This window comes from Agromyces intestinalis (assembly GCF_008365295.1).
Classification (GTDB): Bacteria; Actinomycetota; Actinomycetes; order Actinomycetales; family Microbacteriaceae; genus Agromyces; species Agromyces intestinalis.
This window is the reverse complement of sequence record NZ_CP043505.1, coordinates 1,947,124-1,970,368: the sequence shown is the minus strand read 5'-3', so window position 1 is coordinate 1,970,368 and position 23,245 is coordinate 1,947,124. Positions and strand designations below refer to the sequence as shown.

General features: G+C 68.9%; 22 protein-coding genes. 8 read left to right on the top strand and 14 right to left on the bottom strand.

From position 1 onward, the window contains the following. Nucleotides 1-47: 47 nt before the first annotated feature. From FLP10_RS09020 to FLP10_RS17410, 3 genes are all read right to left on the bottom strand, one after another. Nucleotides 48-1,037 (bottom strand): Gfo/Idh/MocA family protein, encoded by a 990-nt coding sequence (locus FLP10_RS09020; RefSeq protein ID WP_168209148.1) that lies wholly within the window; start codon nucleotides 1,035-1,037, stop codon nucleotides 48-50. A 65-nt stretch (nucleotides 1,038-1,102) separates the two neighbouring features. After that, a complete protein-coding gene (locus FLP10_RS17415; protein WP_168209147.1) occupies nucleotides 1,103-1,420 on the bottom strand; it encodes a YjbQ family protein in 318 nt (105 codons plus the stop codon). Beyond that, a complete protein-coding gene (locus tag FLP10_RS17410) occupies nucleotides 1,413-2,510 on the bottom strand; it encodes a P-loop NTPase family protein (RefSeq protein ID WP_168209146.1) in 1,098 nt (365 codons plus the stop codon). Before FLP10_RS17410 ends, FLP10_RS17415 begins: the two co-directional genes overlap by 8 nt. Before the next feature lie 508 nt (nucleotides 2,511-3,018). On the opposite strand from FLP10_RS17410, the gene FLP10_RS09005 reads away from it, so the two are divergent. Continuing rightward, on the top strand, nucleotides 3,019-3,864 hold the full coding sequence (locus tag FLP10_RS09005; RefSeq protein ID WP_168209145.1) for an alpha/beta fold hydrolase: 846 nt from the start codon (nucleotides 3,019-3,021) through the stop codon (nucleotides 3,862-3,864). A 106-nt stretch (nucleotides 3,865-3,970) separates the two neighbouring features. Here the strand turns inward: FLP10_RS09005 and FLP10_RS09000 are convergent, their stop codons facing one another. The 7 genes from FLP10_RS09000 to rpsF form a co-directional block, all read right to left on the bottom strand. Then, a complete protein-coding gene (locus FLP10_RS09000; RefSeq protein ID WP_149160559.1) occupies nucleotides 3,971-4,558 on the bottom strand; it encodes a hypothetical protein in 588 nt (195 codons plus the stop codon). Nucleotides 4,559-4,779: 221 nt separating this feature from the next. Continuing rightward, nucleotides 4,780-5,403: a hypothetical protein gene (locus tag FLP10_RS08995; protein ID WP_149160558.1), complete on the bottom strand. Its 624-nt coding sequence runs from the start codon at nucleotides 5,401-5,403 to the stop codon at nucleotides 4,780-4,782. A gap of 304 nt (nucleotides 5,404-5,707) precedes the next feature. Beyond that, nucleotides 5,708-7,075 carry a replicative DNA helicase gene (gene dnaB / locus FLP10_RS08990; RefSeq protein WP_149162176.1) on the bottom strand — a complete coding sequence of 456 codons (1,368 nt, stop codon included), beginning with the start codon at nucleotides 7,073-7,075 and terminating at the stop codon, nucleotides 5,708-5,710. A gap of 523 nt (nucleotides 7,076-7,598) precedes the next feature. Further along, nucleotides 7,599-8,051 carry a 50S ribosomal protein L9 gene (gene rplI / locus FLP10_RS08985; protein ID WP_149160557.1) on the bottom strand — a complete coding sequence of 151 codons (453 nt, stop codon included), beginning with the start codon at nucleotides 8,049-8,051 and terminating at the stop codon, nucleotides 7,599-7,601. A gap of 11 nt (nucleotides 8,052-8,062) precedes the next feature. After that, entirely contained in the window at nucleotides 8,063-8,323 is a 261-nt protein-coding gene (rpsR, locus tag FLP10_RS08980) for a 30S ribosomal protein S18 (RefSeq protein WP_067947514.1), read from the bottom strand. Nucleotides 8,324-8,403: 80 nt separating this feature from the next. Then, nucleotides 8,404-8,922 carry a single-stranded DNA-binding protein gene (locus tag FLP10_RS08975; protein WP_149160556.1) on the bottom strand — a complete coding sequence of 173 codons (519 nt, stop codon included), beginning with the start codon at nucleotides 8,920-8,922 and terminating at the stop codon, nucleotides 8,404-8,406. Nucleotides 8,923-8,927: 5 nt separating this feature from the next. Continuing rightward, the gene (gene rpsF, locus FLP10_RS08970) at nucleotides 8,928-9,311 is read right to left on the bottom strand and encodes a 30S ribosomal protein S6 (protein WP_149160555.1); all 384 of its coding nucleotides are present in this window, start codon (nucleotides 9,309-9,311) and stop codon (nucleotides 8,928-8,930) included. 251 nt (nucleotides 9,312-9,562) lie between these two features. On the opposite strand from rpsF, the gene FLP10_RS08965 reads away from it, so the two are divergent. Then, nucleotides 9,563-9,787, top strand: a complete 225-nt coding sequence (locus FLP10_RS08965) for a hypothetical protein (protein ID WP_149160554.1) — start codon at nucleotides 9,563-9,565, stop codon at nucleotides 9,785-9,787. 219 nt (nucleotides 9,788-10,006) lie between these two features. Here the strand turns inward: FLP10_RS08965 and FLP10_RS08960 are convergent, their stop codons facing one another. Together FLP10_RS08960 and FLP10_RS08950 are read right to left on the bottom strand one after the other, a co-directional pair. Next, nucleotides 10,007-10,837 (bottom strand): hypothetical protein, encoded by an 831-nt coding sequence (locus tag FLP10_RS08960; protein ID WP_149160553.1) that lies wholly within the window; start codon nucleotides 10,835-10,837, stop codon nucleotides 10,007-10,009. Nucleotides 10,838-11,234: 397 nt separating this feature from the next. After that, nucleotides 11,235-12,671 carry a CCA tRNA nucleotidyltransferase gene (locus FLP10_RS08950; protein ID WP_149160551.1) on the bottom strand — a complete coding sequence of 479 codons (1,437 nt, stop codon included), beginning with the start codon at nucleotides 12,669-12,671 and terminating at the stop codon, nucleotides 11,235-11,237. Nucleotides 12,672-12,762: 91 nt separating this feature from the next. On the opposite strand from FLP10_RS08950, the gene FLP10_RS08945 reads away from it, so the two are divergent. The 6 genes from FLP10_RS08945 to FLP10_RS08920 all read left to right on the top strand — a co-directional run bounded on the left by FLP10_RS08945 (nucleotide 12,763) and on the right by FLP10_RS08920 (nucleotide 20,998). Then, nucleotides 12,763-15,150, top strand: a complete 2,388-nt coding sequence (locus FLP10_RS08945) for a DUF6049 family protein (protein WP_149160550.1) — start codon at nucleotides 12,763-12,765, stop codon at nucleotides 15,148-15,150. After that, entirely contained in the window at nucleotides 15,143-16,768 is a 1,626-nt protein-coding gene (murJ, locus tag FLP10_RS08940) for a murein biosynthesis integral membrane protein MurJ (protein ID WP_149160549.1), read from the top strand. Before FLP10_RS08945 ends, murJ begins: the two co-directional genes overlap by 8 nt. Before the next feature lie 208 nt (nucleotides 16,769-16,976). Beyond that, a complete protein-coding gene (gene trxB / locus FLP10_RS08935) occupies nucleotides 16,977-17,969 on the top strand; it encodes a thioredoxin-disulfide reductase (RefSeq protein ID WP_149160548.1) in 993 nt (330 codons plus the stop codon). 57 nt (nucleotides 17,970-18,026) lie between these two features. Further along, nucleotides 18,027-18,350: a thioredoxin gene (gene trxA, locus FLP10_RS08930; RefSeq protein WP_149160547.1), complete on the top strand. Its 324-nt coding sequence runs from the start codon at nucleotides 18,027-18,029 to the stop codon at nucleotides 18,348-18,350. 268 nt (nucleotides 18,351-18,618) lie between these two features. Continuing rightward, entirely contained in the window at nucleotides 18,619-19,944 is a 1,326-nt protein-coding gene (locus tag FLP10_RS08925) for an aminotransferase-like domain-containing protein (RefSeq protein ID WP_149160546.1), read from the top strand. A 43-nt stretch (nucleotides 19,945-19,987) separates the two neighbouring features. Then, complete coding sequence (locus tag FLP10_RS08920; protein ID WP_149160545.1) at nucleotides 19,988-20,998, top strand: D-alanine--D-alanine ligase family protein; 1,011 nt, start codon at nucleotides 19,988-19,990, stop codon at nucleotides 20,996-20,998. 368 nt (nucleotides 20,999-21,366) lie between these two features. On the opposite strand, the gene FLP10_RS08915 is transcribed toward FLP10_RS08920, so the two are convergent. Further along, a complete protein-coding gene (locus tag FLP10_RS08915) occupies nucleotides 21,367-22,344 on the bottom strand; it encodes a ParB/RepB/Spo0J family partition protein (RefSeq protein WP_149160544.1) in 978 nt (325 codons plus the stop codon). Beyond that, entirely contained in the window at nucleotides 22,344-23,234 is an 891-nt protein-coding gene (locus FLP10_RS17695; RefSeq protein WP_246150367.1) for a ParA family protein, read from the bottom strand. The genes FLP10_RS08915 and FLP10_RS17695 overlap by 1 nt, the downstream gene beginning before the upstream one ends. Between the last annotated feature and the right edge of the window lie 11 nt (nucleotides 23,235-23,245).

The following is a 23,245-nucleotide window of genomic DNA, read 5'->3' as shown; positions in this document are numbered from 1 at the left end:
CGCGGCGCGTCGCGCATGGCGCGCGGTCGCACGCGGCGCGCGGCGCGTCAGGGCCGGGGGGCCAGTCCCGCGGCGGCGTAGAGCTGATCGAGCGTGTGCGCGTGGCGCACCGCGGCCGCAGCATCGGTGGCGACGGGATGCCTCGACAGCACGGCGTCGCGGAACGCCTCGAGCTGGTACGAGTAGGTACTGCGCCGGTCGGTGCCCTCGACGCGGCTGCCGCGCCGACCGTCGACGCGGATGCGCGCTCCGCGATGCGGATGGTACGGCGACGACACCCGGATACGGCCGGCGTCGCCCTCGATGACGAGCCGCTTCTCGACGAGCCGGCGCGACCACATCGACGAGACGATCGATCCCGTCACGCCCCCGGCGTAGACGAGCGTCGCCTCCAGCCGCCGGTCGACGCCGCCGCGGAGCCAGGCTCGCGCCTGCAACACGTCCTCAGGTTCGCCGAATAGCTCGGTCAGGGCGCGAACCGGGTAGTACCCGATGTCGAGCAGTCCGCCGCCGCCGAGCGCGAGATCCCACCGGATGTTCCTTCCGGGCGGGATGGGCACGCAGAACGACGCGTAAGCCGACACCGGCCGACCGATCTCGTCCGATGCGAGGAGGTCGCGGACTCGCCCGATGAGGGGGTGGTAGTGCGAGTGATACGCCTCCATCACGAGCGTGCCGGCTCCCGCCGCTGCTCGCGCGACCTGCTCGGCGGTGCGGGCATTGCTGGTGAACGGCTTCTCGACGAGCACGTGCTTGCCGGCATCCAGCGCGGCGAGCGTCCACCGCGCGTGCAGCGCGGCCGGCAGCGGCACGTAGACCGCGTCCACGTCGGGATCGGCGAGCAGATCCTCGTACGTGGCGTGCACGGTCGGGATTCCGTGGCGCTCGGCGTACGCGCGGGCACGATGCGAGTCGCGTGCCGCGATGCATCCGATGACCACGCCGTCGACCTCGTGGCCAGGCTCGACCAGCGCGGTCTCGACGATGCGCGCTGCGCCGAGCACGCCGATCCGAACGGATGTGGAGTCTCGGTTCACCACGCACCTCCGCGATCCGTCGAACGCGCCTGCCGCGCCACCCCAGCATGGCATGCGCGCGGGACTCAGGGCTCGGCGATCACCGTCTTCGGCGTCCGGCTGCAGGTTTCCCTCGATCGGATGTGGGCGGCGCCGTTCGGGTCTCCGGTGGTGAGTTCGTGGGCGTACCGCGTCGTGAGCGGTGCGACCTTCTCGAGCGCTGCGAGCAGGTCCTGCACCGTTCCGGGCTCGAAGCGCATGAGCACGAGCCCGAGGCTGGACCCGTGCGCGTAGACGCCGACCAGGCCGGGCGCCGCGTCCAACTCACCGAGCGCCGCGGCAACGTCGTCGGTGACGTCGATCGCCGTGTTGAGCCCGGAACTCGGAATCTCGAGTTCACGCATGAGCCGGGTGGCGCGGGGTGACGAACGGCAGGTCGACGAGGTCGCCCGGCCCGTCGACCCGCCACGCGGGCACCGTCGCCAGTGCGGCGAGAATCCGAGCCCGACGCTCGCGCTGCGCGGCACGGAGGTCGGGCACGAACCGGATCCATCCGGCGTGCGTCCCGTCGAACGGCGACTCATCGTTCGCGTCCAGTCCCCGCACGCGCTCCTCCGCCGACTCGACGATCGGCTGCACCCGGGTGGCCTCACCGGGGCCGATGGCCGGCTCCAGGATTGCGACGGGCACCCACCGATCATCGGGCTCCGCGCTCGGGAACCGCTCCCGGAATCCGACCGGATCGACCGCGTACTTGTTGAAGGGTGAGAACGCGTGGCCCTCGGGAGCGGATGCCTCGGGGTCGATGCCCGCGATGGCCGGCAGCCCGTCGAACTTCGTGATCGTGGCGTAACCGAGGTGCGGGTAGTCGGGCCATCCCTGTACCACGATGCCGTTCGGACCCTCGACGACGAGCGCTTTGTCGCCGCTCAGGACGCGGTAGCCGAAGTGCTCGACGAGTTCGAGCAGGATCGTGCTCTTCCCGGCTCCCTTCGATCCGCTGACGAGCACCACACCTCCGTCGTGTGCCGCAGCAGTGGCGTGCAGCACGACCGCGCCGCGATTCTCTTGATCGCGGAGGATGAGGTCGCGCACGAGTTCGACGACGTCGAGCCATCCCTCGGCGGAGACTGTCACCTCGATGCGCCGGGCTTGCGGGTCGAACCGGAGGCGCGTGCCTGCACGCGTGCAGACCACCGTCTCGGTGCCGTCCGGGTTGCGCACACGATTCGCCTCGATCGTGAAGAACGGGCTCGCGCTCTTGCGCACGTAGATGGGCTCGCCGGCCGCGTCATCGGGGTCGGACGTCTCGTCGCGCTCCGCTGCGCGAAGTGCGGAGACGTGGAGCGTCGCGAGCGGTTCCTCGGCCGGAGAGAGCTCTTCTGCACGGAAGTGCGTGCCGAGGAATGCGAGCGTCCGGCTGAGATCGGCTCCGTCGGCGAGCTCGACTCGAAGCCGGGAGGTCGCGTAGACGAGGTCGAAGGTCCGGCTCATCGGATACCCTCGGCGAGCTTCTGCTGCGCACTGTCGCGGGCCGGTAGGGCGGACCCGACGATAAGAGACTTGTTCATGGTTCCCTCAGGTTAGCGACGGGGTCGCTCCCGAAGTTTCACGTGCCGAGGAGATTACCCGGGTCTTTCCCCGCAAGCGTCGATCTCGGCGCCTGCTCCCCCTTCGGGAGTAGACGGTCCCGTCCAGGATCTGCTCCACCAGAAGCACGGTGGCGATCAGAACGATGTTCCAGAGGTATGTGGAACAGCAAGGTCTCGAGCGTGGAGGAGATCGCCATCCCTGGCTTCACCCGCAGGGCAGATCTCGACATGTCGTGAGGCTACGGGTGCCCGGGCGTCAACCCCTGCAAGCGCGCGGACTTCCGCTTCCGCTATCGTGGGCACGACGCGGGCGGTGGGGCCAGCCGTGGGCAACCGGATTCCTCGCTCGCTGACTCGACGATGAGGAAGGCAGCCGCGTGGGCGACCGATCTGCAGAGTCCTCCTCCACCGTGACGCTCTCGGACGGCCGCCGCCTCGGCTACGCGCAGTACGGCGATCCGGTGGGGCATCCAGTCTTCTTCTTCCACGGAACGCAGAGCTCGCGGCTGGAGCACCATCCCGATGACTCGATCGCCCTGGCCCGCGGCGTCCGGATCATCGCCGTGGATCGACCCGGGCATGGGCTGAGCGACTTCCAGCCCGATCGGCACCTCCTCGACTGGCCGGAGGACGTGACAGCTCTCGCAGATGCACTCGGGATCGAGAGGTTCGCCGTCATGGGGATGTCGGGCGGCGGACCATTCGCGCTCGCCTGTGCCTCAGCCATCCCGGGCAGGCTCACGACCGCGACGATCATCGCCGGAATGGCACCGCTCGCCGACCCCACTGTCTTCGGGAACCTTACTCGGCAGCTCAAGTCGACCATGTGGCTGGCCCGTCGCGCGCCTCGGCTCGTCAGCGCGATGCTCTCGATGCAGCGCAGGCAAGCGCTGACCGACCCGCACAAGGCGGTTGCTCCCGTCATCGCGCAGATGTCGCCGAACGACCGGGCGATCATGGCGCGGCCGGAGATCGCGCCGATCATGCCCGCGATGTACGCAGAGGCCTATCGCACGAGCGCGCGTGGTCCCGCGTGGGACCTGACGATCCTCACCCGCCCGTGGGGATTCGCCCTCAGCGAGGTGTCGATGCCCATCATCTTGTGGCAGGGCGAAGACGATCGGAACGTCCCGGTCGCCTGGGGTCGCTACCTCGAGGCGAACCTGCCGCACTGCACCACGCACTTCATCCCCGACGAGGGTCACCTGCTGATCTTCGACCACTTCGACGAGATCCTCGCCGAGGCGGTCGGTTGAAGCTCGGGCCTCGGGGTGACGACGAGCAGTCGGCATATCACCGCGAGATGCCCGACTTCACGAAGACGGTGGAGGTGGACGGCACGACTTCGCGGACGGGGTCGCGTCACACCGCCTTCGCGAGCATCTGCACGAGAAGCACCAGGAGTCCGAGTACGAACAGCGCCTCCAACGCGAGCAGCTTCTTCCACCGTCCCGACGACGTCGCACCACGAAACGCGAGCAGACCGATTGCGCCCAGTTCGGCGACGTAGACCCAGGCAGCCGTCCAGAGTGCCACGTCGAGCGGTATCCATCCCAGCCACACGGCGCCGATGAGAGCGGCCGGCACGACGAGCGTGCCGAGCGCAGCCGCCGCGACGCGCAGCGAGAGCATCAGACCGGCCCGGGAAGCGAATTCACCGTAGACGACGTAGTACCCCACGATCTCCGAGACCAATCCCGCGACCACGATGCCGGCCACGCCGAGGACGAGCGACAGGAAGACACGTTGCGGTTCCGGATGTGTGCCGATGAAGACCGTCAGGATCGCCAGGCCGGTGAACATCGCGTACACACGCGCCTTGAAGAACGCGACGAGCCCCCGCACTCCCCCCGCGGCCATGATGCGCGCGCGACGCCGCTCGTCGTAGCCCTTCGGATCACTCGGCGCGAGACGCTCGAGTCGCTCGTTCGGCCCCTGCTCGTTCGTCAACCCCACATCCATCCGTCGCGGCCGACGTGACCCCGATCGATCCGCGACCGCCGTGACTCACATTTAACATGAGATCGCCCTTCCATGGCTCGTGCTCGCCAGGCAGATCACCGCCCCTGTGTTGGTCGCGCTCGGCGCGAGCCGCCACAGCGTCTCTATCTGGACGGGCATCTCCATCACGCTATGGGGAGTGTCTCAGTGAGGGTCGGCGGTCTGCACCGCTATGCGTGCGCCCCGTTGTCCGCACGAGCAGACCTGTCCCGACCGCTGAAGAGCAGCGTGATGCTGACCAATGCGAGCCAGGTTGAAAAGAGAAAGTCGAGTGGACCCGCAAACGCACCAGTGATGGTGAGCAACACGCCAAGCCCTTGTCCGATACGGGCGAGCCAGACCGGAAGTGCTTCGAAGCGCAGGGCGAGGGTGGACGTCACCATCATGAACACCCCGGCGAACCTGGACGCAGAGATCCCCCAGAGCCCGAACCAGAGGCCGTGCGCGAGCGCAACAGTCGAATCGTTCAGGCTCTCCTCACCGCCGAAGCGAGCGACCAAGGTCGGAGCGGCCGCGCATACCGCAGCAGTCGTCGCCAGGATCGCGAACACGATGCCACTGCCGAGAAAGACGGTCGCATAGAACTTGTCTTCGCGTTCAGCAAGCCGTCGACGAATCACCGCGATGAACCACAAGAACGAAACCATGCCGAGCACGCCCACGCTCAGCCCGAACTCCACCGTGGCGCGATTGCCCGGATCGCCGTACCAACTGAGATCAGAGGTGGCTGTGTCCACCGCGGTGCCCACGCCCGGCTGGCTTTCGATGAAATAGATCGACGCCGTCATCAGCACCGCAGCAGCAAGACCCTCAAGAGATGCCCCCACGCCCTCAAGAGCTGCCCCCACGGAAGACACTGCCCGACGAGCCCTGCCGGAGGCACCACGAAGACGACTTCTGTCTAGCCCGCGCCATGTGGCCATGCGGCCACGCTACCCTCTGGTCGACCACCCTCGATCAGTGCGGTCTGAGATGAGATGGGATCTCGGGATCGACCGGCGTACTACTCGCGGCAGACTTCACCGCACTCCGGGTAAGAACTCCCGAATCCGCGCCGTCGACAACGCGCGCATGGTCACGACACCCGTCAAACCCCGCCTAGACCTGCACCATGTCCGCGAACCGCGAGAAGTGGCCGAGGAACGCCACCTCGATATCCCGCGTCGGGCCGTTTCGGTGCTTGGCGACGATGAGGTCGGCCTCGCCCTGGCGAGGGCTGTCGCGCTCGTAGACGCTCTCGCGGTGCAGCAGGATCACCATGTCGGCGTCCTGCTCGATCGAGCCCGACTCGCGCAGGTCGCTCAGCGCGGGGCGCTTGTCGGCGCGCTGCTCGGGCCCACGGTTCAGCTGCGACAGCGCGATGACGGGCACCTGCAGCTCTTTCGCGAGGAGCTTCAGCGCACGCGAGAACTCGGCGACCTCCTGCTGGCGGCTCTCGACCTTCTTGCCGCTCGTCATGAGCTGCAGGTAGTCGATGACGACCATCTTCAGGCCCACGCGCTGCTTCAGCCGACGGCACTTCGCTCTGATCTCGACGAGCGTCATGTTCGGCGAGTCATCCAGGTAGAGCGGCGCGCTCGAGATGTTGCTGCGCACCCGGGCGATGGTCGTCCAGTCTTCGTTGTGCAGGTCGCCCTTGCGCACCTTCTGCAACGGCACGGATGCCTCGGCCGAGAGCAGGCGCATCGCGATCTCGGCCTTGCCCATCTCGAGTGAGAAGAAGATCGTCGGCAGCTGATGCCCGATCGCCGCGGAGCGCGCGAAGTCGAGCGCGAGGGTCGACTTGCCCATCGCGGGGCGGGCGGCCACGATGATCATCTGGCCGGGGTGGAACCCGTTCGTCAGGTCGTCGAGGTCGCGGAAGCCGGTCGGCACGCCGACCGACCCGTCGCTGTGCTGCGCGGCCTCCATCTCTTCGACGGCGAGGCCGAGGGCCTCGTTGAGCGGCACGTAGTCTTCACTCTCGACCGAGCCGGTGACTCCGTAGATCTCGGCCTGGGCGTTGTTGACGAGCTCGGTGACCTCGCCCTCGCCCGCGTACCCCATCTGCACGATGCGGGTACCGGCCTCGACGAGCCGGCGCAGCAGCGCCCGCTCGGCGACGATCTGCGCGTAGAACCCGGCGTTCGCAGCGGTCGGCACGAGGCTGGTGAGCGTGTGCAGGTACTCGACACCGCCGGCGCGCTGCAGTTCGCCCGTCTTGGTGAGTTCGTCGGTGACGGCGATGACGTCGGTCGGCTCGCCGTGCGAGTACAGCGAGAGGATCGCGTTGAAGATCGTCTCGTGCTTCGGCACGTAGAAGTCGACGCCGCGGATGGTCTCGATGACGTCGGCGACCGCGTCCTTCGAGAGCATCATGCCGCCGAGGGCGCTCTGTTCGGCGAGCAGGTCGTGGGGGGGAGTGCGTTCGCCTCGTCGGGCGTCGCCGTCCTCAGGTTCGGCGATCCCGATGTGCGCGAGCGACAACTCCATGACCTCCGTTCGGCCCGCCTGCGCGGGCACGCGTTCGTACCTGTGGACAGTCGTACCATCGACCACCCACACGGGCCGGCGGCTCATTCCCCCAGGCCACCGATCGGGACGCTGCTTCACGATAGGGACGCACCTGCCCGGGGCACAAGCTGGCCTGTGGATAACTCTGTGAGCAAAATGGGCGAAACGCCGACGATCATGTGCAATCCACCTGTGGAGAACTGTGGAAATTGCGTGAATTACACGGGTTGAATTCTGATCTGATCAGCCGAAAAAACTCTCCACACCTGTGGGGGAAAACTTCTTCTGATCTCCTTTCCACAGCGTTGCGCACCTGTGCACAACACTGTCGAAAACCCGAGCAACACTCTTGCGTCGAGGTGCACCGCGGGTGTACAAGTCGCAGCGGATCCCCAGCGAGCGAGAGACTCGCCCGCAGACGTCGAAGCGGCGGCTCCCCGAAGGGAACCGCCGCTTCGTGCAACGTGCCGCATGCGCGCCCGCAGGGCGCGAGCGACTACTTCGCCGCGACCACCTGGAGGGTGATCGTCGCGGTGAGGTCGTCGCGAAGACGAACCGTCGCCTCGTGCTCGCCGACCGCCTTGATGGGGGTCGGGATCTCGATCTTGCGCTTGTCGAGCTCGCCGATGCCGGCCGCCGCGACCGCAGCCGCGACATCCGCCGTCTTCACCGAGCCGAACAGGCGGCCGCCGAGGCCGGCCTTGACGGTCAGCTTGACCTTGCCGTCCTCGAGCTTGGCCTTGAGGGCCTGAGCGTCCTCGAGCGAGTGCAGCTCGCGCGCAGCGCGCGCGGCCTTGATCTGCTCGACCTGCTTCTGGCCACCACGGGTCCACGGCGTCGCGAAGCCCTGCGGAACGAGGTAGTTGCGGGCGTACCCGTTCTTGACCTCGACCACATCGCCCGCGGCACCGAGGCCGGTGACCTCGTGCGTGAGAATAACCTTTGCCATCGTCCTACTCCTTAGCGGCCCGAGCCCGAGTAGGGCAGGAGCGCCATCTCACGCGCGTTCTTGACGGCGCGGGCGATGAGGCGCTGCTCCTGCACGGAGACACCGGTGATGCGACGGGCGCGGATCTTGCCGCGCTCCGAGATGAACTTCCGAAGGGTCGCGACATCCTTGTAGTCGATGACGCCGACCTTGACGGACTTCGCGGGGGCGGCGTTCTTCGCGCCCTTGCCACCGCGAGGCTTGCGGCGGTCGCCGCTGCTCTTTCCAGCCATGGTTCTTTCCTGTCTGAGTGAATCTGATTCAAGCGACGGATGTCTCGCTGCGAGGCATCCGGCCGCCGGCCGCGTGCGGCCTAGAAGGGCGTCTCGTCGCCGTAGTTCGTGCCGGGCGTGTTCCACACGTCGCCGGCCGCGCCGCCGCCGCCCTGCTGGGCGGCCGGAGCGCTGGGAGCCCACGCGTCGTCGGACTGGCCGCCCCCGAAGGAGCCGCCGCCCGCGCCGCGATTCGACGGAGCGCGCGTGATGGAGGCCGTCGCGTACCGCAGGCTCGGACCGATCTCGTCGATCTCGAGCTCGATGACGGTACGGCGCTGGCCGTCCTTGTCGTCGTACGAGCGCTGCTTGAGACGACCGGAAGCGATGACCCGCGAACCCTTGGTGAGCGAACCCGCCACGTGCTCGGCGAACTCACGCCAGCAGCTCGCGCGGAGGAACAGCGCCTCGCCGTCCTTCCACTCGTTCGCCTGACGGTCGAACGTGCGGGGAGTGGACGCGATGGTGAAGTTCGCGACCGCCAGCCCGTTCTGCGTGTAGCGCAGCTCGGGATCGGCGGTGAGGTTGCCCACCACGGTGATGATGGTCTCGCCGGCCATGAGGACTAGGCGTCCTTCTTGACGGGAGCCTTGGCCGCAGCGGCGGCCTTCTTCGCGGCGCGGGCCTCTTCGGCCTGCTTCGCGGCGGCGACCTGGGCGATCGCCTCCTCGGCACGCAGGACCTTGGTGCGCATGACGGCCTCGCTGAGGTTCAGCTGGCGGTCGAGCTCCTTGGTCGTCGCGGGCTCGGCGGTGAAGTCGACGACGGCGTAGATGCCCTCGGCCTTCTTCTTGATCTCGTAGGCCAGACGACGGCGTCCCCAGATGTCGACCTTGTCGACGGTGCCACCGTCGTTGCGGATGACGTTCAGGAACTTGTCGAGGCTGGGAGCAACGGTGCGCTCGTCGATCTCGGGATCGAGGATGACCATCAGCTCGTACTGGTGCATGACGTACCCACCTCCTTCGGACTCAGCGGCCCCCGAGCGTGTCTCGGGAGCAGGAGGGTGTTCATACTGTGCGTCGTGGAGGCCGCGACTGCGGCACACGGGCAACCTGTCAAGTGTAACGGATGCCCCGGCCAGCCGCCATTCGAGGCGAGAATGCCTCGGGTCGAACTCGTGACTGGTGTGGGATCGCGTCGCCTTGTGTTGAGGATTCCTCACTGCAGAAGCTCTGGAGTGGGCGCAGCCTCCGAGCCATGCCGGTGACCGCGCTGTATGCGCTGGAGCGCCGAATCGATGTGTACGCCGCGGTGGATGTGGACCCGTCGAGCGATCGATTCCGCACGGCCCGCCTCGCCTCGCCTCGCCTCGCCTCGTACGACGATTCTCGACCCAGAGGGGCGCCCAGATGTCGCCGTTTCCGCGCGGTCGACAGCCCGGCCGTGTTCCACGTCGCGGCCTACCAGACCGGCCATCGGTGACGCGCAATCCGCGACGGTGAAGCACCTCCGCAAGATGCACGACGACTGGGCCACGATCTGACACCCCCGCCCCCTGAACCGTCGAATGTTTCCGTTCGCGCACCGTGTTTCCCGCACGGCGGAAACCTCCTGCGCGAACGGAAACATTCGGCGGGCGCGACGGGCCGGGCGCAGGACAGGTGGTCGGGCGGGAGCGAGGTCACGCGGGCGGGAGCGCAGTCACGCGAGCGGGCGCAGGCCCGCATCCAGGAGTTCGCGCCGCAGGAGTTCGGGTCGCATCGCGATCGGCCAATCCCATCGCGCGCCGAACGGCCGGTGCTTCCTGATGCGGTTCTCTCGCGCTTTCTCCTCCGCCACGATCTCGGCGATCGGCCGCCCACCGGTGAACTCGGCCTTGAAGTACTTGCCGAACCCGTCGAACTCCCCGAAGGCGCCGTGATCGGGCCAGTCGAAGTCGGCCACATCCTTGCCGCCGTCGGCCCGCGGGAATGCGACCTGAAGGTCGGGGGCCGGAAAGCGCAGCACGTGGATGTTCGCGCGGCTGATGGATTCGCCGGGCGAGGCTGAACGCGCATCGGCGAACCCGATCGAGGCGCGAGCCGGGCGGACACCGCGGGCCCGGCCGAGTTCGGCGACCGCCTCGAGCAGGCGTTCCTTCTCGATCACGATCACGCCGAGTCCATCAGGGGATCGTCGCGCGCGGATGCCGTGATCGACCGCTGCGACGGCCGACGCGAAGGGCAATGTACGGGCGAGGTCGACGAGCGTTCGTTCGTAGGACGTGACGAGCATTCCGCTCATCTCGACGACATCGTCGGCTTCGAGAGCGTCGTGATGCCACACGACCCCGTTCTTCGTGCGGGCGACCGACCGCCCCGCGGTCTGGAGGTGCACTCGGTCGAGGTGCGGACCGACGACCGGGATACCCCAGATCACCGCCGCAGAGACATGGGAGAACACCGGATCGACCGTGCGCGTGGCCGCCACTGCGGTGAGCATCATGCGATGGCGCTGCTCCCGCTTCGCCTGCTGCCAGTTCTGCGTAGTCACATAGACACCACGGCGCAACCGGTGAAGCGTCCCGGGCGGCTCGGCTCGCAGATCCGCGCCGATGGACCGCAGATCGGCCGCCCTGATCAGCGGTTCAGGTTCGGGAAGTGACATCCCGACATCCTTCCGACAGGTGCGCCCGCAGCGAGACGGATGCGCCTGGCCTGTGCGAACCGCACGCGGGATCACCCCCGGTTGAGGAGGACTCCTGACACGCACCCACCGGATGCTCCGCCGAGTGTTTCCCCTCCGTCACCGTGTTTCCGCTCGAACGGAAACACGGTGCGCGAACGGAAACATTCGCCGGAGGGAGAGGGAGAGAGGGAGAGGGAGAGGGAGAGGGAGAGGGAGAGGGAGAGGGAGGGGGAGGGGGAGGGGGAGGGGGAGGACGGGCGGTCTACGCGCCGCGCGCGGCCCACCACTCCAGCAGGCGCTCACGCGCGGCATCTTCACCGATCGGCCCCTCGTCGAGGCGCACGTCGAGCAAGAACCGGTAGGCCTCGCCCACGACCGGCCCCGGCGGCACGCCGAGAATCGCCATGATCTGCTGCCCGTCGAGTTCGGGCCGCACCGCGGCCAGCTCCTCCTGCTCGGCGAGCTCGGCGATGCGCTGCTCGAGGTCGTCGTAGGCGAACGACAGCATGTCGGCCTTGCGCCGGTTGCGGGTCGTCACGTCGGCGCGCGACAGGATGTGCAGCCGCTCGAGCTGGTCGGCCGGCCCCGCGTCGCGCACGTAGCGTCGTACGGCCGAGTCGCTCCACGAGGCATCCGTATAGCCGAAGAAGCGCAGGTGCAGCTCGATGAGCCTGGCGACCGCGTCGACCGTGTCGTTGTCGAACCGCAGCGCGCGAAGCCGCTTGCGGGCGAGCTTCGCGCCGACCGCATCGTGATGGTGGAACGTCACCGCGCCGCCCGGCTCGAACCGGCGTGTGCGCGGCTTGCCGATGTCGTGCAGCAGTGCGGCGAGACGCACCACGAGGTCGGGGGAGTCGAGCCGGCCGCGCGCCACCTCGTAGTCGATGGCCTGCTCGAGCACGGTCAGGCTGTGCTCGTACACGTCCTTGTGGCGGTGATGCTCGTCGCGTTCGAGGCGCAGCGCGGGGAGCTCGGGCAGCACCCGGTCGGCGATGCCCGAATCGACGAGCAGGCGGATGCCGCGCACCGGCGATGCGGTCGACAGCAGCTTGGTCAGCTCATCCCGCACGCGTTCGGCCGAGATCCGCTCGATCGCCCCGGCGAGTTCGGTCATCGCCGCGACCGCCGGTTCGGCGACCGAGAAGCCGAGCTGCGCCGCGAATCGCGCCGCCCGCATCATGCGAAGCGGGTCGTCCCCGAACGACACCTCGGGCGCCGAGGGCGTGCGCAGCACGCCGGCGAGCAGGTCGTCGACCCCGCCCGACGGGTCGACGAGCTCGAGCTTGGGCAGCCGCAGCGCGAGCGCGTTCACGGTGAAGTCGCGGCGCACGAGATCGCCCTCGATCGTGTCGCCGAAGACGACGTCGGGCTTGCGGGATGCCCCGTCGTAGGTGTCGGCACGGTAGGTCGTGATCTCGACGGTTTCGCGCGCGATCTTCGCGCCGATGGTGCCGAACTGCCGCCCGATGTCCCAGTGCGCTTCGGCGATCGGCTTGACGATCGCGAGGATCTCGTCGGGCGTGGCATCCGTCGTGAAGTCGAGGTCGTTCGTCGACCGCCCGAGGAAGGCGTCGCGAACCGGTCCGCCGACGAGGGCGAGTTCGTGCCCGGCCGCGTCGAACGCTGCAGCGAGGGTCGAGACGGTCGGCGAAGCGGCGAGCTCCGAGAGCCGGTCGAGCGCGGCCGCCACGTGGTGCATCCCCCCATCGTATTCGCTGCGTCTGCGCCCGCACCGGACTCCGCGAACGGTCGCACGGATCGCCCAGCGCGCTCCCCGTAGAATCGCGTGCATGGAGGCCGGGTCGAACGCATCGCGTCGACTCCGCCGACTCCCCGACACGGCCCGCCGCGGCCTCGTACTGCTCGCGGCCGGCCTCATGGTGGCCGGCGTCGCGGTGGCCCCTCGCGTCGCGGCCGGTCTGGCGGGGTCGAGCGTCGACGAGGTCGCGGTCGCGGGTTCGAAGTCGGATGCCTCGGCCGGCGCGCCGGCGGCAGCCGCGCCGTCCGAGGTCGACGAGACGCTCGTCGTGCGCATCGCACCGAGCGCACCGGGTGATGTCGACCCCGCAGCGCCGCTCACGGTCGACGTCGAGGTGTCGAACCGCACCGGCGAGGCCCTCGCCGCATCGATCGTGCGAGTGACCGCGCCCGCCACCCCGATCTCGGACACGGCCGCACTCGACGCGTGGACCGCCGAACCCGCCGGCGCGGTGGTGGGCGAGGCGCCGTTGCGCCCGATCGGCGTCGGCGGCACCGCGAGCGCGACGGTGTCGATCCCGGCCGACGCGCTCGGCGCGCAGGCGGGCGCCCCGATCGTGGCGGTCGGCGCCGAACTGGTCGTCGATGGCGAGACGGCCGCGAGCGGATCCGCGGCGTTCCCCTCGACGACGCCGACACCGGCTCGGGCGGTGTCGGTCGCGGTGGTCGGCGCGATCACGCTGCCCGCGCAGGTCACCGGAGTGGCCGACGCCGAACAGCTCGCCACCTGGACCGGCCCCGTGGGCCTGCTCACCCGGCAGCTCGACTCGCTCGCAGGCCGCCCGGTCGCGATCGGCATCGACCCGCGGATCATCGTCTCCATCCGCCTGCTCGGCACCGATGCACCGCCGGCGGCGGTCGCCTGGCTCGAGCGCCTGGCCGCGGTGCCGAACGAGGTGTTCCCGCTCTCCTACGCCGACTCCGATCTCGCGCTGCAGTCCCAGCTCGGCGTCGGCGTGCTGCCGGTCGGCGCGTTCGACGACTTGCTCGACCCTGCTCGATTCGAGACGGGCGCGGCGGATGCCACGGGCGGCATGCCGGCCGCGGACGCCGCTGCCGAGGCATCCGCCCGTCCGGCTGCCGCCGGCACCGCTCCCGCCGAGGCCGTCGGCGAGGCATCCGAGACCCCTGCACCGACCACGCCCGCCGATCCGTCCGAACCCGATGAACCCGGCACCGTGCCCTCCACCGAGGATCTGTTCGCCTGGCCGTACACGCGCACCGATATCGCGTGGCCGGCCGAGGGCACCGTCGCGGCCGGCGACCTCGCGACCTTCCGCAACGCAGGGCTGACCACCACCATCCTCGCCGCGGCCAACGTCGATCCGGGTTCCGACGGCAACGCCGCCTCCTCGCTCGACGGCGAGACCGCCCTCGTGTCCGACGCGCGCATCACCGGCGCGCTGCGCGCGGCCGCGACCGCGCCGTCCGAGGTGGCGCAGCGCGAGGCATCCGCCCGGCTCCTGGCAGAACTCGCGCTGCGCGCCGCCGCACCCGGTGACCGGGCTGTCCTGCTCGCGACGCTCCCTCGCACCGCGGGTGAGAACGCCACGCGCGTCGCCGCGGCGCTCGACCGGCTCGTCGAGTCGCCGGTCGCGGCGACCGCGTCGCTCGCCGACATCGTCGGCGCGCCGCCCACCGCACGCACGCTGACCGATGGAACCGAGCCCGAGCCCCGGCCTTCGTATGCGCAGCGCATGCTCGACGCCGAAGCCGGGCAGGTCGCGTTCGCGACGGTGCTCGACGATCCCACGCCGCTCACGGCGCCGGTGCGTCGCGAACTGCTCGCGCTGCTCGACATCGCCTGGATCGATCAGCCCGACGAGTGGGCCAGCGCCGTCGGCGGCTGGCTCGTCGAGCGGTCCGCGACGGTCGACGCGATCTCCATCGTGCCGTCGAGCCCGGTGAACGTGCTCTCCACCGAGACGGGCGTGCCGACGACGATCGAGAACCGGCTGCCGTACGCCGCGAACGTCATCGTGCACGTCGCCCCGTCGAACGGCCGGCTCATCGTCGACGAGGAGGTTCCGGTCACCCTCGCCCCCGAGTCCCGCAGCAATGTGCGCGTTCCGGTCGAGGCGGGCGTCGGCAACGGGCAAGTGGTGCTCACCGTGACGCTCCACTCGCCGACCGGCGTCGCCGTCGGCTCGGCGGTCGACATCCCCGCGAACGTGCAGGCCGACTGGGAGGGCGTCGGCGCCACGGTGCTTGCGATCCTGGTGGTCGCGTTCTTCGCGTTCGGCCTTTGGCGCACCATCCGGCGGCGCCGCCGAGCGCGCGCCGAAGAGGCGGCGGAAGCGGGCGCAATCGACGCGGATGCCTCGAACGACACCCATGACGAGAAGGATGCCTCGAACGGAATGCATGCCGACGACCCGGCGGTGCAGCCGGCCGACGCCACCGAGTCGCGCGATGGCTGAGGACCGCATCGGGCGAGCGAGCGCCTTCCTCGCGAGCGGCACGATCGTCTCGCGCATCCTCGGGTTCGTGAAGACCGCGCTGCTCGCCGCGGTGATCGGCGCGAGCGGCGCTGGTGCCAATGCCTTCGCCGCGGCCAACCAGCTGCCGAACACGATCTACGTCGTCGTCGCCGGCGGCGTGCTGAGCGCGGTGCTGGTTCCGCTCATCGTGCGCTCGGCCGCGCACCCCGACGGCGGCACCGCATACCTCAACAAGATCGTGACGCTGGGGCTCTCACTGCTGGCCGCAGCCGCCCTGCTCGCGACCCTGCTGACGCCGCTCCTGACGCTGCTCATCGGCGGCCGCATGAGCCAGGGCGTGTTCGCCCTCGCGGTCGCGTTCGGCTATTGGTGCCTGCCGCAGATCTTCTTCTACGGCATGTACTCGCTGCTCGGCGAGGTGCTGAACGCCAAGCGCGTGTTCGGGCCGTTCACCTGGGTGCCGGTGCTGAACAACGTGGTGGCCCTCGCCGGCCTCGGCGTGTTCGTGCTGATGTTCGGCACCGACCCGACCGGAACGCTGTGGTCGGCCGGCGACTGGTCGCCCGCGATGATCGCGGTGCTCGCGGGCAGCGCGACCCTCGGCGTGGCCGCCCAGGCGCTCATCCTGTTCTGGTTCTGGCGCCGCGCGGGGCTTCGTTACCGACCCGACTTCCAGTGGCGCGGCGTCGGACTGCGCTCGACCGCCGGCATCGCCGGGTGGACGTTCGGCATGCTGCTGCTCACCACCGTCGCCGGCTTCGTCGAGACCTCGGTGGTCGGGTACTCGGCCGATTCGCCCGATGAGGCGTCCATCTACGTGCAGCAGACCGCCTGGCTGATCTTCATGCTGCCGCATTCGGTGTTCACGGTCTCGATCGCGACCGCGTACTTCACGCGTATGAGCGAGCACGCGGCAGGAGGCGCGATCGATCGGGTGCGCGCCGACCTGTCGAGCGCGGTGCGCGGCGTGAGCGTCATCATCTTCGTGGCCACGGCGGTGCTGATCGTCTGCGCCTATCCGTTCGCACGGGTGTTCACGGCGGTCGAACCCCTCATCTTCTCGATGGGCGACGTGATCATCGCGTACGTGGCCGGCCTCATCGGGTTCAGCATCCTGTTCATCGTGCAGCGCACGTTCTACTCGATGCACGACACGCGCACGCCGTTCTTCTTCACCCTCGCGCAGGTCGTGCTGTTCATCGCCGGCTCGCTCGCGTGCATCGCACTGCCGTCGGCGTGGGTGGTGTTCGGCATCGCGGTCGTCACGACCGTCGCCGGCACGGTGCAGCTCGTGATCGCTGCGGTGCTGCTGCGGCGACGGCTCGGCACGCTCGACGGGCGCCGGATCGCGGTCGCGTTCGGTCGCTCGCTCGTCGCGCTCGTCGTGCCGGTCATCGCGGGGGTGCTGCTGCTCGTCGCGCTCGGCGGAACCAGACCAGACGGTTACGCGCTCTCCGGCATCTTCGCCGCGATCGTCTCGATGGTGATCATCGGCGCGGTCATGTCGGCCCTGTACTTCGCCGGGCTGTGGGTGCTGCGCTCGCCCGAGCTGCGCGGGTTCGCCGAGCCGCTGCTGGCCCGCCTCGGGCGCAGGTGAGGCAGCCGGGCGAGCGGATGCCTCGCCGGCACGCCTGCGGCGACGCATCCGTCTTCAGCGACGCATCCGTCTTCAGCGACGCATCCGTCCTCGGCGACGCCCGGCGCAACCCTCAGGCCGCCGGAATAGCCGCCGCCTAGACTGTGTTCACCATGTCGTGACATCCGCTCGGTGCGGGTGCCACATGCACGCCGAACGAGGAGCTGTGTTGCGCGACATCATCATCATCGGATCCGGGCCCGCGGGCTTCACCGCCGCCATCTACGCCGCCCGCGCCGAGCTGAAGCCGCTGCTCATCGCGAGCTCGGTCGAGATCGGCGGCGAGCTCATGAACACGACCGAGGTCGAGAACTTCCCCGGGTTCCCCGAGGGCATCATGGGGCCCGACCTGATGACCAAGATGCAAGAGCAGGCCGAGCGCTTCGGCACCGAGGTCGTCTACGACGACGTCGTCGAGCTCGACGTCGACGGCCCGGTCAAGCGCATCAAGCTCGGCAACGGCGAGACCCACGAGGCGCGCTCGCTCGTCTACGCGACCGGCTCGGCGTACCGCAAGCTCGGCCTCCCCGAGGAGGAGATCCTCTCGGGCCACGGCCTGTCGTGGTGCGCGACGTGCGACGGGTTCTTCTTCCGCCAGAAGACGATCGCGGTCGTCGGCGGCGGCGACTCGGCGATGGAGGAGGCGACGTTCCTCACCCGGTTCGCCGACAAGGTGTACGTCATCCACCGCCGCGACTCGCTGCGCGCCTCGAAGATCATGCAGCAGCGCGCCCGCGACAACGAGAAGATCGAGTTCGTGTTCAACGCCGAGGTCACGCAGATCCACGGTGACACCGCGGTGAGCGGCGTCACCCTGCGCGACACCGTCACCGGCGAGCTTCGCGCACTCGACCTCGACGGGCTGTTCGTCGCGATCGGCAACGACCCGCGCACTCACCTCGTTCACGGCAAGCTCGAGCTCACGCCCGAGGGCACCATCTGGGTCGACGGCCGCTCGTCGCGCACCTCGGTCGCGGGCGTGTTCGCGGCCGGCGACGTCATCGACCCCCACTACCGCCAGGCCGTCACGGCCGCCGGCTCGGGCACGGTCGCCGCGCTCGACGCCGAACACTACCTCGCCGCGCTCGACGACAGCGCCACCCCCGAGGAGGCCGAGGTAGAGGCCGAAGCGATCGAACGGCTCGCCGCCGTCAACGGCTGAGCCGAGGCATCCGGCCGGTTCGCAACCGACTTGTCCGACTTCACCAAAGGAGAATCCATGACCGCACGTGCTGTGACCGAAGCCACCTTCGACCAGGAGGTGCTGCAGAACGAGAAGACCGTCATGGTCGACTTCTGGGCCGAATGGTGCGGCCCGTGTCGCGCCGTGAGCCCGATCCTCGACCAGATCGCGACCGAGCACGCCGACAAGCTCGACATCGTCAAGCTCAATGTCGACGAGAACCCGCAGCTCGCGATGAAGTACCAGATCACCGCTATCCCCGCGATGAAGGTGTTCAAGGGCGGCGAGGTCGTGCAGACCGTCATCGGCGCCAAGCCGAAGCCCGCCCTCGAGGCCGACCTCGCCGCCTACCTCCAGTAGCCGGCCGCCTCGACCAACCCAGAGACCCGCCCGGCAGAAGCCGGGCGGGTCTCTCGCATCTCCCCCCAACCGCCCCGATTCGTTCGCAATTCAGGCACGCACCGGCGTGTCGCATCCGAAATGGGTGCGATTTCGCCGACACGCCGTCTGCGGACCCGAATCGCATACCGGGGTGGGGATCCACCGACGGATGTCTCGCTCCGAGTCATCCGTCTGGTTGCGCCGATCGCGGCGCATACGATGAAACCCTGAGCAGAACGGATGTGATGTGACCACCGACGGCGTCCCCCAGCGGACCGGCAACAACCTCGACCCCTGGTACGCGAACTACGCCGAGCGAGCCGCCGGCTTCGCCGCATCCGAGGTTCGAGCCCTGTTCGCCGTCGCGTCGCGCCCCGAGGTGGTCTCGCTCGCCGGCGGCATGCCGTTCGTCTCCGCGCTGCCGCACGAGCTCATCCGTTCGGCGATGGATCGCGTCATGGTCGAGCAGGGCCCGGTCGCGCTGCAGTACGGCGGGGGAGCGGGCATCCCCGAGTTGCGCGAGCACATCCTCGAGGTCATGTCGCTCGAGGGCATCCGGGGCGCATCGGTCGACGACGTCGTCACCTCGACGGGTTCGCAGCAGGCGCTCGATTTCGTGGCGAAGCTGTTCCTCGACCCGGGGGACGTGGTGCTCGCCGAGGCCCCGTCGTACGTAGGGGCGATGGGGGTGTTCCGGTCGTACCAGGCGTCGGTCGTGCACGTCGCGATGGACGACGACGGGCTCATCCCCGAGGCGCTGCGACACACCATCGCGCACCTGCGCGGGCAGGGCCGGCGCATCAAGTTCCTGTACACGATCCCGAACTTCCACAATCCGGCGGGTGTCACGCTCTCGGCCGCCCGCCGCCCCGAGATCCTCGAGATCTGCCGTGCGAACGAGATCCTCGTGCTGGAGGACAACCCGTACGGGCTGCTGCACTTCGACGAGCCCGCACCGAACGCGCTGCGCTCGCTCGACCCCGAGGGCGTCATCTACCTCGGTTCGTTTTCGAAGACCCTCGCCCCCGGATTCCGCGTGGGCTGGGCGCTCGCACCGCACGCCATCCGCGAGAAGCTCATTCTCGCCGCCGAGTCCGCGGTGCTCTCGCCGTCGTCGTTCAGCCAGCTCGTGGTGTCGGAGTACCTCTCGACCGCCGACTGGCGCGGCCAGATCGACACGTTCCGCGGGGTGTATCGCGAACGCAAGGACGCGATGATCGAGGCCCTGTCGGAGTACCTGCCGCAGTTGTCGTGGACGAACCCCAACGGCGGGTTCTACGTCTGGGTCACGATGCCCGACGTGCTCGACTCGAAGGCGATGCTTCCGCGCGCGGTGCGCGAGCTCGTCGCCTACACGCCGGGTACCGCGTTCTTCGCCGACGGGCGCGGGCGCCACGCGATGCGACTCTCGTTCTGCTATCCGACGCCCGACGCGATCCGCCTCGGCGTGCGGCGCCTGGCGACCGTGGTGAACGGTGAGCTCGACCTGCTCGACACGTTCGCCGGCACGGGCACGCTGCAGGCGCCGCTGACGCCCGGCATCGAGCAGGCTCCGCCATCGGACCTGAAGTAGACGCCCGTTGAGTTTCGTAGAGAGACCGGAGAAATCCCAGATCATGGCTGATTCTGAAGAGATCGTGTCGGATGCCCCGCAGCAGCTCGGCCCGAACGTGACTGACGGGCGTGCACTTCGCGTGGTCGTGCTCGCCGGTGGCATCTCGCACGAGCGGGATGTCTCGCTGCGATCGGGTCGACGGGTGGCCGACGCGCTCGACGCCGCCGGGCACCAGGTCGCACTGCGCGATCCCGATGCCGGACTGCTGCCGTTCCTGGCCGATCACCGCCCCGACGTGGTGTTCCCCGCACTGCACGGCTCGAGTGGTGAAGACGGGTCGCTGCTCGACCTGCTCGCCGCGCTCGGCGTGCCGACCGTCGGCTCGACTGGCGCGGCTGCGCGTCGGGCGTGGTCGAAGCCGGTTGCATCCTCACTGGTGGGTGATGCCGGCATCTCGGTTCCCGAGTCGGTCGTGCTCTCGCACGAGGCGTTCCGCGAACTGGGTGCGGCGAGCGTGCTGCGCGTCGTGCGCAAGGCGCTGCCGGGCGATGTCGTCGTGAAGCCCGCGAGCGGTGGGTCGGCCCAGGGCGTCACCATCGTGGACGCACCCGATGAGCTGCCCCGGGCGATGGTCGACGCGTTCACGTACGACGATGTCGCCGTCGTCGAGAACCGCGTGTTCGGCACCGAGGTCGCCGTGACGGTGGTCGACACCGCCGACGGCCCCGTCGCGCTGCCCGCCGTCGAGATCGAACCGACGGCGGGCATCTACAGCTTCCAGGCGAGGTACAACGCCGGAGAGACGACGTTCTACGCACCATCGCGCCTGCCGGTCGATCGTGCCGATGCCGTTGCCGATGCCGCCGTGCTCGCGCACCGGACCCTCGGGTTACGCGACCTCTCGCGGGTCGACTTCATCGTCGACGAGCAGGGCGAGCCCTGGTTCCTCGAGGCGAATGTGGTGCCCGGACTCACCGAGACCTCGCTCGTGCCGCTGGCGATCGAAGCGTCGGGCGCCGACGCCTCGACCCTGTACGACGGACTCATCCGCCGCGCAGTCGCCCGCGGCTGACAGCGTTTCACGTGAAACGGGGTGACGGCTGCGCCCCGGCACGCTCGACGAGGTCTTCCACGCGCACGCACACGCGGCGAACCTGATGTGGGAAGCGCAGAACGAACTCCCCGCCCCTGCCCCGCTTCCCGGCGGTCGAGACTTCGCCGGCGGCAGAAGCCGGATCGAGCTCCCGGAGCCGACCGAGCGGAAGCCGCGGCGCTAGTCGGGTCGTTCTGCAGTATCTGTGTGCGGCGCTCGTGCAACCCGACTCGGCGCCGCACTCGGATGCGGTGGTGCGGAAGCGAAGTCTTCGCTCCGCGCGGTTACGCCGCGCACCGGACTGAACGTCGATGCGCGGCGTACGGCGCACACTCGGACGACTTCGACTACAGCCCCTCGAGCTCCTCGCCCAGATCGTTCAAGATGCGACGGAGATCCTGCACGGTCGCGAAATCTATGTTGATCTGGCCTTTTCGCGCACCGAGCGAGATCTTCACCCGAGTGTTGAGGCGGTCGCCGAGTCGGCCCGCGAGGTCATCGAGGAACTCCTGGCGCTTGCCGGCGGCGGGCTTCGCGCGCGCCGGCTTCGGCTCGGCCGACGCGAGCGCCTCGGCGGCGCGGACCGAGAGATCTTCGTTCACGATCTTGTCGGCAAGGCGTTGCATCGACTCGGCGTCGGGCATCATCAGGATCGCGCGAGCGTGTCCGGCGCTCAGCACACCGGCCGCGACGCGGAGTTGGACGGCTTCGGGCAGCTTCAGGAGCCGCAGCGTGTTCGAAATCTGCGGACGAGACCGACCGAGGCGGTTGGCGAGCTCCTCCTGGGTGATACCGAAGTCCGCGAGGAGCTGCTGATAGGCAGATGCTTCCTCGAGCGGGTTGAGCTGCGAGCGATGCAGGTTCTCGAGCAGCGCATCGCGCAGCATCGACTCGTTCGCCGTGTCCTTGACGACCGCCGGGATGCTGTCGAGCCCGGCCGCCTTCGTCGCGCGAAGGCGACGCTCGCCCATCACCAGCTCGTACTTGCCTGCCTGGTCGGGGTGCGGGCGCACCACGATCGGCTGCAGCACGCCGAACTCCCGGATACTGTGCACCAGCTCTGCGAGGTCTTCGGGGTCGAAGACCGTGCGCGGCTGCTGCGCGTTCGGCACGATGTCATCGGGGGAGAGGCGTGCGAGGCGCGCTCCGGGAACCGCGATCAACGACTCGGCCGTGGCGGCCTGCTCGACGGCGCCGACCGCAGTCTCGGGTCGCTCGCCGTCCGGGAAGAACACGTCGACCGGCCGCGACGCCTTCACCGCCGACTCGTCCGTTGGAATGAGTGCGCCGATACCACGGCCGAGGCCGGTACGTTTCGCTGCCATCAGTTCGACTCCTCGATCTCGGGTGCGCCGCGGCGGGCGATCTCAGCCGCCGCTTCGCGATACGACAGCGAGCCGCTGGAGCCGTAGTCGTAGGTGATGACGCTCTGACCGTAGCTCGGCGCCTCCGAGACCCGGACGGAACGCGGAATGATCGTCTGCAGTGTCTGACCGGGGAAGTGGTCGCGCACCTCCTGCGCGACCTGCTGCGCCAGATTGGTACGCGAGTCGTACATCGTGAGCAGAATCGTCGAGAGCCGCAGTGTCGGGTTCAGGTGCTTTTCGATGAGCTCGATGTTGCTGAGCAGTTGCGAGAGGCCCTCGAGCGCGTAGTACTCGCACTGAATCGGGATCAAGACCTCACGCGCGGCCACGAACGCGTTGATCGTGAGCAGTCCGAGCGAAGGCGGGCAATCGATGAACACGTAGTGATAGGGATCGGACATCGCGGCGAGGTGCGCATCGAGGGCGCGTCGCAGGCGCTGCTCGCGCGCGACCATCGAGACGAGTTCGATCTCGGCACCGGCGAGATGGATCGTCGCAGGCACGCAGTCGAGTTGCTCGTGCTCGGTCGACTGACGCACGACCGCGGACAGCGGGAGATCGGAGACCAATACCTCGTAGACGCTCTGCTGCTCGGATCGGTGGTCGACACCGAGCGCGGTCGACGCGTTGCCCTGCGGATCGAGGTCGATGACGAGCACGCGCGCACCCGTTCGTGCGAGGGCCGCCGCCAGGTTCACCGCGGACGTCGTCTTGCCGACGCCGCCCTTCTGGTTCGAGATGGTGAACACGCGCGTCTGCACGGGAAGAGGCAGGACGGCCTCTTCGAGTGCGATGCGCCGACGAGTTTCTTCGGCGAGCTGATCAGCCAGGGGAGTTCCTCCGTAGATCGGGGATGTTT

Excerpts from the sequence above, each read along its gene's own strand:
- FLP10_RS08975 (WP_149160556.1), bottom strand. The coding sequence starts at position 8,922 with ATGGCCGGCGAGACCATCATCACCGTGGTGGGCAACCTCACCGCCGAT.
- FLP10_RS08965 (WP_149160554.1), top strand. The coding sequence starts at position 9,563 with ATGCCGGTGACCGCGCTGTATGCGCTGGAGCGCCGAATCGATGTGTAC.
- rpsR (WP_067947514.1), bottom strand. The coding sequence starts at position 8,323 with ATGGCTGGAAAGAGCAGCGGCGACCGCCGCAAGCCTCGCGGTGGCAAG.
- rplI (WP_149160557.1), bottom strand. The coding sequence starts at position 8,051 with ATGGCAAAGGTTATTCTCACGCACGAGGTCACCGGCCTCGGTGCCGCG.
- FLP10_RS17415 (WP_168209147.1), bottom strand. The coding sequence starts at position 1,420 with ATGCGTGAACTCGAGATTCCGAGTTCCGGGCTCAACACGGCGATCGAC.
- FLP10_RS08915 (WP_149160544.1), bottom strand. The coding sequence starts at position 22,344 with ATGGCAGCGAAACGTACCGGCCTCGGCCGTGGTATCGGCGCACTCATT.
- FLP10_RS08920 (WP_149160545.1), top strand. The coding sequence starts at position 19,988 with ATGGCTGATTCTGAAGAGATCGTGTCGGATGCCCCGCAGCAGCTCGGC.
- FLP10_RS17410 (WP_168209146.1), bottom strand. The coding sequence starts at position 2,510 with ATGAGCCGGACCTTCGACCTCGTCTACGCGACCTCCCGGCTTCGAGTC.
- murJ (WP_149160549.1), top strand. The coding sequence starts at position 15,143 with ATGGCTGAGGACCGCATCGGGCGAGCGAGCGCCTTCCTCGCGAGCGGC.
- FLP10_RS08945 (WP_149160550.1), top strand. The coding sequence starts at position 12,763 with ATGGAGGCCGGGTCGAACGCATCGCGTCGACTCCGCCGACTCCCCGAC.
- FLP10_RS08950 (WP_149160551.1), bottom strand. The coding sequence starts at position 12,671 with ATGCACCACGTGGCGGCCGCGCTCGACCGGCTCTCGGAGCTCGCCGCT.
- trxA (WP_149160547.1), top strand. The coding sequence starts at position 18,027 with ATGACCGCACGTGCTGTGACCGAAGCCACCTTCGACCAGGAGGTGCTG.
- rpsF (WP_149160555.1), bottom strand. The coding sequence starts at position 9,311 with ATGCACCAGTACGAGCTGATGGTCATCCTCGATCCCGAGATCGACGAG.